A 13,334-nucleotide genomic window follows, 5' to 3' on the forward strand; every position below is an offset into this window, starting at 1 on the left:
GCGGCGCAGCGGCAGGACCAGGGAGCGAGCGATGTTTGAATTCTTCGGCAAGGGCGGTGCGCGGGGCAGGGCGGTGCCGGAGGTCAAGGCCTCTGCCGCCGGTCCGCTGGTCGCCATCGCCAGCCATGGCCGCGCCGCGTGGGGGGCGCGGGATACGGTGTCGCTGACGCGGGCCGGGTTCATCGCGAACCCCATCGGCTTTCGTGCGGTGAAGCTGATCGCAGAGGCCGCGGGTGCCCTGCCGCTGGTCGTGCAGGACCGGGTGCAGCGCTACGACACGCATCCGGTGCAGGAATTGCTGGCCCGCCCCAACGCGGCGCAGGGCCGGGCGGAGCTGCTGGAGGCGCTTTATGGCCAGCTGCTGCTAAGCGGTGATGCCTATCTGGAAGGTGTGGCAGAGACCGGTCTGCCGGTGGAGATGCATGTCCTGCGGTCGGACCGGATGCGGCTGATCCCCGGTGCGGACGGCTGGCCTGCCGCCTATGAATACACGGTGGGGGGGCGCAAGCACCGGTTCGATGTCGCGGGCGACGTCAGCCCCGTCTGCCATATCCGGAGCTTTCATCCGCAGGACGATCACTACGGCTTCAGCCCGCTGCAGGCGGCGGCCAATGCCATCGACGTGCACAACGCGGCGAGCGCGTGGTCGAAGGCGCTGCTGGACAATGCGGCCCGCCCCTCTGGCGCCATCGTCTATCGTGGCGGCGACGGGCAGAGCCAGTTGAGTCAGGATCAGTACGACCGTCTGGTGGACGAGATGGAAAGCCAGCATCAGGGTGCCCGGAATGCGGGGCGGCCGATGCTGCTGGAGGGCGGTCTGGACTGGAAGCCGATGGGGTTCTCTCCGTCCGACATGGAGTTCCAGAAGACCAAGGAGGCGGCGGCGCGCGAGATCGCCATCGCCTTCGGCGTGCCGCCGATGCTGCTGGGAATACCCGGCGATGCGACCTACGCGAATTATCAGGAGGCGAACCGGGCGTTCTATCGCCTGACGGTGCTGCCACTGGCGACGCGTGTGACGAGCGCGATCGCCGACTGGCTGTCGGATTTCACCGGGGAGCGGCTGGATATCCGCCCCGACCTCGATCAGGTCGCGGCGCTGTCGAGCGAGCGGGACAGCCAGTGGCGCCGGGTGGCCGAGGCGACGTTTCTGACCGACGCCGAGAAGCGCCGGTTGCTGGGGCTGCCGGCGCAGGAGGTGGAGTGATGCGCGAGAAGATCGTGTCGCTGAAGGTCGCGCCGCGGGGCGATCCGCCGCCCAGCGCGACGGACGTCTGGCAGGCGCAGATCAACGCGCGCCTGTCGGGGATCGAGCGGCTGATGCGGCGGCTGGAATGGCAGGTCTGGGCGCTGGTCTGCGGGGCCACCGGTTTGCTGGGTCTTGAAATGCTGCGCCATCTGGCGGGGCGCTGACACGACGTGAAAGGACGACCATGATGCTGGAACACAAGTTCTGTCAGCCGGAGACGGTGCTGACCGTGACGGAAGGGGCCGGGATTTCGGGCTATGCGTCGCTGTTCGATCAGACGGATCAGGGCGGCGACCGGGTCGGGCGCGGGGCCTATGTGGCCTCTTTGGCGGCGCTGACCGCCAAGGGGCGCGCGGTCAAGATGCTGTGGCAGCACGATCCGACCCAGCCGATCGGCGTCTGGGACGAGGTGCGCGAGGATGCGCGCGGACTGTGGGTCAAGGGACGCATCCTGACGGATGTGGCCCGTGGCCGCGAGGCCGCGGCGCTGGTCGCGGCGGGGGCGATCGACGGGCTGTCCATCGGCTATCGCACCGTGCGGGCCACGAAGGACGACAGGGGCGGACGGCTTCTGTCGGAACTGGAGCTGTGGGAGGTGTCGCTGGTGACGTTTCCCATGCTTCCCGATGCGCGGGTCGCGGCCAAGGCCGAGGACCCGGGCGATGCGGCGTTGCGCGATCTGGCGGCGGTGTTCACCGATGCGCGGGCCGCGCTGCGCCAAGGCTGATCGCAGCCGAACCAACCCGAGAGGAACAAGATGTCGACACCCGAGACCGAGTCTCGGACCGGGGAAGATGTGTCTCCGGCCGAGGCGCTGCGGACCGCGATCAGCGGATTCGTGCGCGAATTCAAGGATTTCTCCACCGGCGTTAACGCCACTTTGCAAAGACAGGACGACCGCATGAACAAGCTGGACCGCAAGACGATGATGATGAACCGCCCCGCGCTGGCCATGTCGGCCGAGACCGAGGCGCCGCACCAGAAGGCCTTTGCCGCCTACCTGCGGTCGGGTGACGATGACGGGCTAAGGGGTCTGGCGCTGGAGGGCAAGGGGCTGTCGACGGCGGTGGCCGGCGAGGGTGGCTATCTGGTCGATCCGCAGACCGCGGATACGATCAAGTCGACGCTGAGCACCACCGCCAGCCTGCGTGCCATCGCCAACGTGGTGAACGTGGATGCGACATCCTACGACGTGCTGGTCGATCATACGGAGATGGGGGCGGGCTGGGCGACGGAGAGCGCCGATCTGGAGGAAACCGACGCCCCGGTCATCGACCGCATCACCATCCCGCTGCACGAGCTGTCGGCGCTGCCGAAGGCGAGCCAGCGGCTGCTGGACGACAGCGCCTTCGACATCGAGGGCTGGCTGGCGCAGCGCATCGCCGACAAGTTCGCACGGTCCGAGGCGGCGGCCTTCGTCAAAGGGGGACGGCATCGACAAGCCGCGGGGCATCCTGTCCTATCCGGCCGTCGATAACGAAGTCTGGGCCTGGGGCAACATCGGCTATGTGCCGACCGGCGTGTCCGGCGAGCTGGGCGAGACCGACGCGATGATCGACCTTGTCTATGCGCTGGGTGCGGAATACCGCGCGGGGGCGGTTTTCGTGATGAATAGCCGCACGGCCGGGTCCGTGCGCAAGCTGAAGGACGCCGACGGGCGGTTCCTGTGGTCCGACGGCCTCGCCTCGGGCGAACCGGCGCGGCTGCTGGGCTATCCGGTGCTGGTGGCCGAGGACATGCCCGATGCGGCGCCGGGGGCCACACCCATCGCCTTTGGCGACTTCGGTGCGGGTTACACGGTGGCGGAACGGCCTGACCTGCGCGTGCTGCGCGACCCGTTCAGCGCCAAGCCGCATGTCCTGTTCTATGCCACCAAGCGCGTCGGCGGCGCGGTCAGCGACTTTGCGGCGATCAAGCTGCTGAAGTTCAGCGCCGCCTGATCCCGTTCCGCGCCGCGGGCCTGGGGAGGCTTTGCGGCGCGGACATCCGGGTGCGTTGCCATGAGGCAAGGCCCGCGTTGTCCAGCTGCTCACATCCGTCCGAGCAATGCGGGCAGGCGGCGCGCCCGGACCCTGACCCCCACCACGCCACAGGATTTGCGGAGAAGTTCCATGATGTTAGTCGAATTGAGCAGCGTGCCGCCCGCAGCGCTGGCCGTGGCGGGGTTCAAGGACCATCTGCGGCTGGGGTCGGGGTTCGCCGATGACGGCTTGCAGGACGAGACGCTGGAAGGGTTCCTGCGCGCGGCCCTTGCAGCGATCGAGGCGCGCACGGGCAAGGTGCTGCTGGAGCGGGAGTTCCGCTGGACGGTGACGGCCTGGCGCGACCGGGACCGGCAGGCGCTGCCGCTGGCGCCGGTCAGCGCGATTGCTGCGATGGTGCAGGTCGACCGGCATGGCACGCGGATTCCTGTCACGGCCTCTCGCTACACGCTTCAGCCGGATCAGCACAGGCCCGCCGTCGTGGCCTTCGGCACCAGCCTGCCAAGCATACCGCGCGGCGGTCATGTCGAGATCGACCTTCTGGCGGGCTACGGTCCCGACTGGTCCGATCTGCCGGCCGACCTTGCGCAGGCCGTGCTGCTGCTGGCCGCGCATTTCTACGAATACCGCAGCGATGCGGCGCTGCACGGGAATAGCATGCCGTTCAGCGTGACGACCCTGATCGAACGCTACCGCACGGTGCGGCTGTTCATGGGGGGGCGGTCATGAGCCTGCCGCTGCTGAACCGCAAGCTGGTGCTGGAGGCGGCGGTGCGGACGCCCGACCTGTCCGGTGGCTACGGCACCGCATGGCAGCCGCTTGGCACGCTCTGGGCCGAGATCAGGGCGGGGTCCGGCACGGCGCGGGGCGCCAACGGTCTGGCGCTGAGCCGGGTGCCGCTGCGGATCACCGTGCGGGCGGCGCCGGCGGGGTCTGACGCGCGTCCCGTGGCCGGGCAACGGTTCCGCGAGGGGGCGCGCGTCTATGCGATCGTCGCGGTGGCGGAGCGGGACGGCGGGGCGCGGTTCCTGACCTGTCACGCGGAAGAGGAGCGGACGGCATGAGCTATGCGATGTCACAGGCGCTGCAGGTCGCGGTCTTTGCGCGGCTAAGCGCGGACGCGGGCCTGACGGATCTGGTGGGGACGGCGATCTTCGACGCGCTGCCGCCGGGGGACGTGCCGGAGCTCTATGTGGCGCTGGGATCCGAGAAGGCGCGGGACGCGTCGGATGCGGACGGCACGGGGGCGGTGCACGCGTTCACGATCTCTGTCGTGACCGATCTGGCGGGGTTCGCCGCGGCAAAGCGGGCGGCGGCGGCGGCCTGCGACGCGCTGCTGGCGGCGCCACTGGTGCTGGCGCGCGGGCGGGTGCTGGGGTTCCGGTTCCACAAGGCGGAGGCCGCGCGCGTCGGCACCGGTGATACGCGCCGGATCGACCTGATCTTTCGCGCGCGTCTGTCGGACGACTGACCTTTCTTCAATCCAAGGAGCAATGACATGGCGGCACAGAGCGGCAAGGACCTGTTGGTCAAGGTGGACATGACCGGCGACGGGCTGTTCGAGAGCGCGGCGGGCCTGCGGGCGACGCGCATCAGCTTTAACGCGGAGAGCGTGGACGTCACCAGCCTGGAAAGTGCGGGCGGCTGGCGCGAATTGCTGGGCGGGGCGGGCGTGAAGACGGCCAGCATCTCGGGCTCTGGCATCTTTCACGATGCGGTGACGGACGAGCGGATGCGGCAGGTGTTCTTCGACGGTGAGACGCCGGATTTCCAAGTCATCATTCCGGACTTCGGGACGGTGACGGGGCCGTTCCTGATTTCCTCGATCGAATATGCGGGCACCTTCGACGGCGAGGCGACCTATGAGCTGTCGCTGAATTCGGCCGGTGCGATCAGCTTTGTCGCGGCGATCTGAATGGTGAACCCGCTGGCAGGAGAGGTCCGCGTGACCGTGGACGGCGTGCCCCATGTGGCCAAGCTGACGCTGGGCGCGCTGGCGGAGCTGGAGGTGGCGCTTGAGGAAGGATCGCTGGTCGATCTGGTCGAGCGGTTCGAGGCCGGGCGCTATCGCGGGCGCGACGTGCTGGCGCTGCTGGTGGCGGGGCTGCGCGGCGGCGGCTGGCGGGGCAGTGCGGCGGATCTGCTGAGCGCCGATCTGGCGGGCGGGCCGGTCGCTGCGGCGCGGGTGGCGGCAGAGTTGCTGGCCCGCGCCTTCACCCCGCCGCAATGAGCCGGGCGCTGGACTGGGCCGGGCTGATGCAGGCGGGGCTGCAGGGTCTGCGGCTGACGCCGGACCAGTTCTGGCGTCTGACGCCGGCGGAGCTGGCGCTGATGCTGGGGCAGGGGTCGCAGGCGCGCCCCTTGGGGCGGGCGGTGCTGGACGCGTTGATGCAGGCGTATCCGGACGCCGCGAAAGGAGACATGCGATGAACGAGACGGATCAGATCGACAGTCTGGATGCGACGACGGCGGCGTTGGAGCGCACTCTGGGCGATACCGCCGCCATGGCCGCGTCCTTCGATGCCACCCTGCGCGGGATGCAGGGGACTTTGGCCGAGACCACACGCGATCTGGGCAATCTGGAGCGCGGGTTTTCCGGAGGACTGCGGCGGGCGTTCGACGGGCTGATCTTCGACGGGCGGTCGCTGTCGGACACGCTGGGGTCGGTGGCGCGGTCGATGATCGACACCGCCTATGCGGCGGCGGTCAACCCGGTGATGAAGCAGGCGGGGTCGCTGCTGGCGGACGGCATCAACGCGGCCGTATCGGGGGCGATGCCCTTTGCGGGCGGCGCGCCGTTCAGTCAGGGGCGGGTCATGCCCTTTGCCAAGGGCGGTGTGGTCAGCAGTCCCGTGAGCTTTGGCATGCGGGGGGGCACCGGTCTGATGGGAGAGGCCGGGCCGGAGGCGATCATGCCGCTGGCGCGCGGCGCCGACGGGCAGCTGGGGGTGCGCGGTGGCGGCGGCCAGACCGTCAACGTCACGATGCACGTCAGCACACCGGATGTGCAGGGATTTCAGCGCAGCCAGAGCCAGATCGCGGCCCGGATGGGGCGCATGCTGGGGCAGGGACAACGGAACCGGTAGGGGATCAGAACGATGGCCTTTCACGACATTCGCTTTCCGGCGAACCTGAGCTTCGGCGCCACCGGCGGGCCGGAGCGGCGCACCGAGATCGTCACGCTGGCGAACGGCTATGAGGAGCGGAACACGCCGTGGCAGCACTCGCGCCGGCGGTTCGATGCGGGTGTGGGGCTGCGGTCGCTGGACGACATCGCGCAGCTGGTCGCGTTTTTCGAGGCGCGGCAGGGGCAGCTGCACGGCTTTCGCTGGAAGGACTGGGGCGACTACACGTCCTGTGCGCCGTCGCAGACGCCCGAAATGACGGATCAGCTGATCGCGGTCGGCGACGAGGTGACGACGGTGATGCCGCTGGTCAAACGCTATCAGAGCGGCGGGCAGAGCTATCTGCGGCCCATCACGAAGCCCGTGCCGGGCACGCTGCGCATCGCCATCGGCGGGGTCGAGACGCAGGAAAGCATCGACTGGACCGTCGATACGACCACGGGCCTTGTGACCTTTGCTCATGCGCCCGATCTGGGGGCCGAGGTGCGGGCGGGGTTTGCGTTCGACGTGCCGGTACGGTTCGACACGGATAGGATCGAGACCTCTGTGTCCAGTTTTCAGGCCGGACAGGCGCCCAGCGTGCCGGTGGTCGAGGTGCGGGTATGAGTGCCGCGGGGCTGTTTGCGCATCTGGCGACCGGGTCGACCCATATCTGCCAGTGTTGGGCCATCACGCGGGCCGATGGCGTCACCTTCGGGTTTACCGACCACGACCGGCCGCTGGCCTTCGACGGGATCACCTTTCTGGCGGATTCGGGCCTGAGCGCGCGGGCGCTGGCGCTGAGCTCTGGCTTGGCTGTCGATAACTCCGAGGCGGTGGGGCTGCTGCAGAACGACGTGATCGCAGAGGCGGATATCGTGGCGGGGCGCTATGACGGGGCCGAGATGCGTAACTGGCTGGTGCGCTGGGACAGCGTGGGTCAGCGGCAGCTGCGGTTTCGCGGCCGGGTCGGAGAGATCACCCGGCAGGCGGGGCAGTTCCGGGTGGAGCTGCGGGGGCTGACGGACGCGCTGAACCAGCCGTCGGGGCGCACCTATCTGCGCAGCTGTTCTGCGGTGCTGGGCGATGCGGCCTGTGGGGTCGATACGGACGATCCGGCCTTTGCCGTCGTGCGACCGGTGCTGGCGCAGACCGAAGCGCGGGAATTGACCGTCGCCGGAGAGGATTACACCGACCGCTGGTTCGAGCAGGGGGTTCTGGAGGTCGTGACCGGCAAGGCCAGGGGTCTGACGGCCGCGATCAAGCATGACCGGTTGGAGGATGACCGGCGGCGGATTACCCTGTGGCAGGCGCTGCGGGCGGATGTGCGGACCGGCGATACGGTCAGGCTGATCGCGGGGTGCGACAAGCGGGCCGAGACCTGCCGGGTAAAATTCACGAACCTCGTGAACTTTCGTGGTTTCCCCGACATGCCGGGCGACGACTGGATGACCAGCGTGCCGCGCAGCGATGACGCGGGCGACGGCGGGAGCCTTGTGCGATGAACGCCGTGGTGGCCGAGGCGCGGCGGTGGATCGGGACACCCTACGTGCATCAGGCCTCGCGCCGGGGGGCGGGGTGCGACTGTCTGGGACTGGTGCGTGGCATCTGGCGCGCGCTGCACGGGGCAGAGCCGCAGGCGATGCCGCGTTACACGCCGGACTGGGACGAGCCGCAGGGGGGCGAGGTGCTTTTGGCTGCCGCCCGCAGGCATCTGCTGCCGGCGGACGGGCAGCCCATGGCGGCGGGTCAGGTGATGCTGTTCCGCATGCGCGAGGACGCCGTGGCCAAGCATCTGGGCGTCGTGTCGGCCGTCGGGGCCGCGCCCCGCTTCATCCATGCCTATGCACGGCACGGCGTCGTGGAAAGCCCGCTGTCGGCCCCCTGGGTCCGGCGGATCGCGGCGCGTTTCGAATTCGGAAAGGGATAAACTATGGCAACGCTGGTTCTTTCGGCGGCGGGGATGGCGCTGGGCGGGTCCGTGGGCGGCACCGTCATGGGGCTGTCGATGGCGACGGTCGGACGCGCGGCGGGCGCGGTACTGGGCCGGGCGATCGACCAGCGGCTGCTGGGGGCCGGCAGCGATGCGGTCGAGGTGGGGCGCATCGACCGCTTTCGTCTGACCGGCGCCAGCGAGGGCACGGCGATCGCGCGGGTCCACGGGCGGATGCGGATTGGTGGTCAGGTAATCTGGGCCACGACCTTTCAAGAGGTCGCGACGACGACGGGCGGCGGCAAGGGGGCGGGGCCGCAGCCGGCGACGATGACCTTCAGCTATTCCGTGAGCCTGGCCGTGGCGCTGTGCGAGGGCGAGATCGCGCGGATCGGGCGCATCTGGGCGGACGGGGAGGAGGTTTCTTCCGCGGCGCTGAACATGCGCGTCTATCTTGGCACGCAGGACCAGCAGCCCGATCCCAAGATCGCGGCGGTGGAGGGGATGGCCTTCGCGCCCGCCTATCGTGGCACGGCCTATGTCGTGTTCGAGGATCTGCCGCTGGACCGGTTCGGCAACCGGGTGCCGCAATTCACCTTCGAGGTGATGCGCCCGGCGGAGCCAGGCACGCCCGCCGATCTGGCGGATATCGCGCGGCAGGTGCGGGGCGTGGCCTTGATCCCCGGCACCGGGGAGTATTCCCTTGCCACGACGCAGGTGAACCTGTCGGCCGACTTTGGCGAGGCGGTGGCGATCAACGTGAATTCGCCCGCCGGGGGGACGGATTTCAGTACCTCTCTGACGGCGCTGGACGAGGAACTGCCGCAGTGCGGGTCGGTCAGCCTTGTCGTGTCATGGTTCGGCAGCGACCTGCGCTGTGGCGACTGTCTGGTGCAGCCCAAGGTGGAGCAGCGGGAGGTCGACGGCGATCCGATGCCGTGGCGTGTAGCGGATATCGGGCGGACGCAGGCGGGGCTGGTGCCGCGTCAGGACGACCGGCCCGTCTATGGCGGCACGCCTGCGGATGCGGCGGTGATCGAGGCGATCCGGGCGCTGAAGGCCCGCGGCTTCAGCCCGATGTTCTATCCCTTCATCCTGATGGAGCAGATGACCGGGAATGGCCTGACCGATCCCCATACCGGCGCGGCGGACCAGCCGCGTCTACCTTGGCGGGGGCGGATCACGCTGGATCGCGCGCCGGGGCAGGAGGGATCGACGGATCGTACCGCGGCGGCAGAGGCAGAGGTCGCGGCCTTCATGGGGACGGCGCAGTCCGGCGATTTCGCGCTGGACGGCGAGGCGGTACGCTATACCGGCCCGGCGGAGTGGCGCTATCGCCGCTTCGTGCTGCACTATGCCCACCTGTGCAAGGCGGCGGGGGGCGTCGATGCCTTCTGCATCGGGTCCGAGATGGTGGCGCTGACCCAGATCCGGGGGGCGGGCGACAGCTTTCCGGCGGTCGCGGCGTTGCGGCAGCTGGCGGCGGAGGTGCGTGGCATCCTCGGGCCAGGGTGCAAGATCAGCTATGCTGCCGACTGGTCGGAATACCACGGCTATCAACCCGCGGGGACGGGCGACAAGTATTTCCACCTCGATCCGCTCTGGGCGGACGACAACATCGATTTCATCGGGATCGACAACTACATGCCGCTGTCGGACTGGCGGGACGGGACGGACCATGCGGATGCGGGGTTCGGGGCGATCTACAACCTCGACTACCTGAAGGGCAACGTCGCGGGCGGCGAGGGCTACGACTGGTATTACCACTCGCCCGAGGCCCGCGACGCCCAGATCCGCACACCGATCACCGATGGCGACGGCGAGCCCTGGGTCTGGCGCTACAAGGATCTGCCGGGCTGGTGGTCGCATGATCACCACGACCGCATCGGCGGCGAACGGGTCGCGGCAAAGACGGCATGGGTGCCGCAGAGCAAGCCGTTCTGGTTCACCGAATTCGGCTGTGCGGCAATCGACAAGGGAACCAATCAGCCGAACAAGTTCCTCGACCCGAAATCGTCGGAAAGCCTGCTGCCGTTCTATTCCAACGGAATCCGCGAAGACTTCATGCAGATGCAGTACCTGCGCGCGATTTTTGGCCACTACGCCACAGTGGCCAACAACCCGCGCGCGACGGGGCCGCTGTATCAGGGGCCGATGCTGGATATGGCGCGGGCGCATGTCTGGTGCTGGGATGCGCGGCCCTATCCGTTCTTTCCGGCGAACGGCACGCTGTGGTCGGACGGCGACAACTATCAGCGCGGTCACTGGCTGAACGGGCGCGCGGTGTCGCGGACGCTGGCCGGCGTCGTGGCAGAGATCTGTGCCGCCTCGGGCGTGACCGAGGTGGATGTCTCGCGGCTTTACGGCGTGGTGCGGGGCTATGCGCTGACGGATGTGCCCAGCGCGCGGGCGCAGTTGCAGCCCCTGCTGCTGGCCTACGGGGTGGAGGTGGCAGAGCGGGACGGGGCGCTGGTCTTTACCAACCGCGACGGGCTGGCGCGGCGGGTATTGACGCCGGACATGCTGGCGGAGGACCCGGAGCGCGACGCCGATGTCGTTCATTCCCGGGCGCCGCAGACGGAATTGGAAGGGCGGGTCCAGATCGGTTTCGTGGAGACGGACGGCAACTACGACGTTGCCGTGGCCGAGGCGCTTGATCCGCAGACCGCGGCGACCGGGGTCACGCGCAGCGAGCTCGCGCTGGGCCTGACGCGGGGCGAGGGGGCGCGGATCGCGGCGCGCTGGATCAACGCATCGCGCGTGGCGCGGGACGGCGTGAGCTTTGCCCTGCCGCCGTCGCAGGCGGACCTTGGCGCGGGCGACGTGGTGAATCTGCGCGACGGGGGAAATGCCGGTCTCTACCGGATCGACCGGATCGAGGAGGCGGGGCTGCGGCTGGTCGAGGCGACGCGCGTCGATCCGGAGATCTATCTGCCGCAGCGACGGCTGGAGGAGGGCGCGTCGCTGGTGCCGTTCACGGCGCCAACGCCGGTTGCGGCGGTCTTCATGGACCTGCCGCTGATCCGGGGCGACGAACCCGCGTTCGCGCCCTACTTTGCGGCGACGGCGCGCAACTGGTCGGGGGGCGTGGCGCTGTATGGCGGGATGCAGGACAACGACTACGTTTTGCAGGAGGTGCTGCGGTCGCGCAGCGTGATGGGAACGCTGACGGCCCCCCTGCCGCGGGGTCGGACGGCGCTGTGGGACCGCCATGTCCTGCAGGTCAAGCTGGTCAGCGGGGCGCTGAAGGCCGTCGATCCGGAGGCGGTGCTGGCGGGGGCCAATGTGCTGGCGATCGGCGACGGCAGCGCCGACGACTGGGAGATCGTGCAGTTCGCGCAGGCGCAGCTGATCGCGCCGCAGACCTATCAGTTGACCGAACTGCTGCGGGGGCAGCGCGGCAGCAGTGCAATGATCCGCGATGTCTGGCCCGCCGGCAGCCGCGTCGTGCTGATGGACGGGCGGCCGGAGCCGGTCACGATCCCGACCGCCGCGCGCGGGCTGGTCCGTCATTTCCGCTACGGACCCGTGAAGCGGCCCCTGACCGACCGCAGCTATCGCCACGTGGTGCATACCTTCAAGGGCAACGCCCTGCGGCCCTATCCGGTCGTGCATCTGTCGGCGGCGCGGACCGGGGCCGACTTGCGGGTTGCCTGGATCAGGCAGACCCGGATCGACGGCGACCTGTGGGGGCGGGGTGACGTGCCGCTGGGCGAGGAGACTCAGGCCTATGTGGTCGAGGTGCGTCAGGGCGATGCCGTTCGCCGCGAGGAGACGGTGACGGAGCCCGGCTGGACCTATACCGAGGCCATGCGGCAGGCGGACGGCGTGACTGAGCCCTATGTCGTTGCGGTGGCGCAGTTGTCGACGCGTTACGGCACGGGGCCCTTCACCCTGCATCGGATCGGCGCGTGATGCGGCCCATCGGGCTTTGCGACCTCGACGACGCGGTGCGCGCGCTGCTGGCGGTTCCGCCGTCGGACCGTGCCGCCACCGCCGCACGCATCGTCGCACGTGCGTCGGTTGCGGACCGCTATCGCAAGCGCCTGAACCGCCGTCATCCTGCGTGGGGCGACGGCACCCTGTCGGCGGCGGCGCGCAGCGCGGCGCTGGGCGCCCGATCCGGCCATTGCGGACCGGATTATCGGCGGGCGCTGATGCTGGTGCTGGCTGCTTTGGGCTAATGGACTTTTGATTTCGGCGCATCCGTCCTATATTCGGGACAGACGCGCCGGACAGGGAAGAACATCATGGCTCATTCGCAAACCAAGCTGCACAGCCTCGATCCGGTCTGGCAGAAGATCACCGACGAGGCGCGCAGCGCGATCGAGGCGGCGCCGGGCATGGGGTCCATGCTGCATGCCGGTATCCTGCAGCACGACGGCTTCGACGACGCGCTCGCCTACCGCATGGCGATGAAGCTCGCCTCGTCCGAGATGTCGGCGCAGAACCTGCGCGAGATTGCCGACGATGCCTATGCCCAGACGCCCGACCTGACGCTGGACGCACGCGCCGATCTGGTGGCGACGATGGACCGGGACCCGGCCTGCCACCGGCTGATGCAGCCCTTGATGTTCTTCAAGGGCTATCAGGCGATTCAGGCCTACCGGCTGAGCCATTGGCTGTGGTCCGACGGTCAGTTCGATCTGGCCTATTTCATGCAGATGCGCGTGTCGGAGGTCTTTGGCGTGGACATTCACCCCGCCGCGAAGATCGGCAAGGGCATCATGATCGACCACGCCCATTCCATCGTCGTGGGCGAGACGGCGGTGGTGGGCGACAATGTGTCGATGCTGCATTCGGTGACGCTGGGCGGCACCGGCAAGGAAGAGGAAAAGAGGCACCCGACCATCGGCAACGGCGTGCTGATCGGGGCGGGGGCAAAGGTGCTGGGCAACATCACCATCGGCTATTGCAGCCGAATCGCGGCGGGGTCCGTCGTGCTGCACGACGTGCCGCCGATGAAGACCGTGGCCGGCGTGCCCGCCCGCATCGTGGGCGAAGCGGGCTGTTCGCAGCCGTCGGTCAGCATGGATCACATGCTGTCGCGGATCGAATGAGCGCAT

At 68.9% G+C, this 13,334-nt stretch carries 16 protein-coding genes and 1 pseudogene; all 17 read left to right on the forward strand.

Going from position 1 to position 13,334, the window contains the following annotated elements:
* Positions 1–31 precede the first annotated feature (31 nt).
* The 17 genes and pseudogenes from BUA54_RS02660 to cysE all read left to right on the forward strand — a co-directional run bounded on the left by BUA54_RS02660 (position 32) and on the right by cysE (position 13,328).
* The gene (locus tag BUA54_RS02660) at positions 32–1,207 is read left to right on the forward strand and encodes a phage portal protein (RefSeq protein ID WP_072855636.1); all 1,176 of its coding nucleotides are present in this window, start codon (positions 32–34) and stop codon (positions 1,205–1,207) included.
* Positions 1,207–1,413 (forward strand): hypothetical protein, encoded by a 207-nt coding sequence (locus tag BUA54_RS02665; protein ID WP_072855637.1) that lies wholly within the window; start codon positions 1,207–1,209, stop codon positions 1,411–1,413. The genes BUA54_RS02660 and BUA54_RS02665 overlap by 1 nt, the downstream gene beginning before the upstream one ends.
* A 20-nt stretch (positions 1,414–1,433) precedes the next feature.
* The gene (locus tag BUA54_RS02670) at positions 1,434–1,976 is read left to right on the forward strand and encodes an HK97 family phage prohead protease (RefSeq protein WP_072855638.1); all 543 of its coding nucleotides are present in this window, start codon (positions 1,434–1,436) and stop codon (positions 1,974–1,976) included.
* Between the two features lie 30 nt (positions 1,977–2,006).
* Positions 2,007–3,189, forward strand: a pseudogene (locus BUA54_RS02675) (phage major capsid protein).
* Between the two features lie 171 nt (positions 3,190–3,360).
* Complete coding sequence (locus BUA54_RS02680; protein WP_072855639.1) at positions 3,361–3,960, forward strand: head-tail connector protein; 600 nt, start codon at positions 3,361–3,363, stop codon at positions 3,958–3,960.
* The gene (locus BUA54_RS02685) at positions 3,957–4,295 is read left to right on the forward strand and encodes a head-tail adaptor protein (protein ID WP_072855640.1); all 339 of its coding nucleotides are present in this window, start codon (positions 3,957–3,959) and stop codon (positions 4,293–4,295) included. Before BUA54_RS02680 ends, BUA54_RS02685 begins: the two co-directional genes overlap by 4 nt.
* Positions 4,292–4,702, forward strand: coding sequence for a DUF3168 domain-containing protein (locus BUA54_RS02690; RefSeq protein WP_072855641.1), 411 nt, complete (start codon positions 4,292–4,294; stop codon positions 4,700–4,702). The genes BUA54_RS02685 and BUA54_RS02690 overlap by 4 nt, the downstream gene beginning before the upstream one ends.
* A gap of 27 nt (positions 4,703–4,729) precedes the next feature.
* The gene (locus tag BUA54_RS02695; RefSeq protein WP_072855642.1) at positions 4,730–5,146 is read left to right on the forward strand and encodes a phage major tail protein, TP901-1 family; all 417 of its coding nucleotides are present in this window, start codon (positions 4,730–4,732) and stop codon (positions 5,144–5,146) included.
* Positions 5,147–5,461 carry a gene transfer agent family protein gene (locus tag BUA54_RS02700; protein WP_072855643.1) on the forward strand — a complete coding sequence of 105 codons (315 nt, stop codon included), beginning with the start codon at positions 5,147–5,149 and terminating at the stop codon, positions 5,459–5,461. It abuts the gene before it with no gap.
* Positions 5,458–5,661, forward strand: coding sequence for a rcc01693 family protein (locus tag BUA54_RS02705; RefSeq protein ID WP_072855644.1), 204 nt, complete (start codon positions 5,458–5,460; stop codon positions 5,659–5,661). Before BUA54_RS02700 ends, BUA54_RS02705 begins: the two co-directional genes overlap by 4 nt.
* Entirely contained in the window at positions 5,658–6,317 is a 660-nt protein-coding gene (locus tag BUA54_RS02710; RefSeq protein ID WP_072855645.1) for a phage tail tape measure protein, read from the forward strand. The genes BUA54_RS02705 and BUA54_RS02710 overlap by 4 nt, the downstream gene beginning before the upstream one ends.
* Before the next feature lie 12 nt (positions 6,318–6,329).
* Positions 6,330–6,962 carry a DUF2460 domain-containing protein gene (locus BUA54_RS02715; RefSeq protein ID WP_072855646.1) on the forward strand — a complete coding sequence of 211 codons (633 nt, stop codon included), beginning with the start codon at positions 6,330–6,332 and terminating at the stop codon, positions 6,960–6,962.
* Positions 6,959–7,840, forward strand: a complete 882-nt coding sequence (locus BUA54_RS02720) for a DUF2163 domain-containing protein (protein ID WP_072855647.1) — start codon at positions 6,959–6,961, stop codon at positions 7,838–7,840. The genes BUA54_RS02715 and BUA54_RS02720 overlap by 4 nt, the downstream gene beginning before the upstream one ends.
* Positions 7,837–8,265: a C40 family peptidase gene (locus tag BUA54_RS02725; protein WP_072855648.1), complete on the forward strand. Its 429-nt coding sequence runs from the start codon at positions 7,837–7,839 to the stop codon at positions 8,263–8,265. The genes BUA54_RS02720 and BUA54_RS02725 overlap by 4 nt, the downstream gene beginning before the upstream one ends.
* A gap of 3 nt (positions 8,266–8,268) precedes the next feature.
* Complete coding sequence (locus BUA54_RS02730) at positions 8,269–12,183, forward strand: baseplate multidomain protein megatron (protein ID WP_072855649.1); 3,915 nt, start codon at positions 8,269–8,271, stop codon at positions 12,181–12,183.
* On the forward strand, positions 12,183–12,452 hold the full coding sequence (locus BUA54_RS02735) for a DUF7742 family protein (RefSeq protein WP_072855650.1): 270 nt from the start codon (positions 12,183–12,185) through the stop codon (positions 12,450–12,452). Before BUA54_RS02730 ends, BUA54_RS02735 begins: the two co-directional genes overlap by 1 nt.
* A 66-nt stretch (positions 12,453–12,518) precedes the next feature.
* Positions 12,519–13,328 carry a serine O-acetyltransferase gene (gene cysE, locus BUA54_RS02740; protein ID WP_072855651.1) on the forward strand — a complete coding sequence of 270 codons (810 nt, stop codon included), beginning with the start codon at positions 12,519–12,521 and terminating at the stop codon, positions 13,326–13,328.
* Positions 13,329–13,334: the final 6 nt, after the last annotated feature.

This window comes from Loktanella atrilutea (genome assembly GCF_900128995.1).
GTDB classification, from domain to species: Bacteria; Pseudomonadota; Alphaproteobacteria; order Rhodobacterales; family Rhodobacteraceae; genus Loktanella; species Loktanella atrilutea.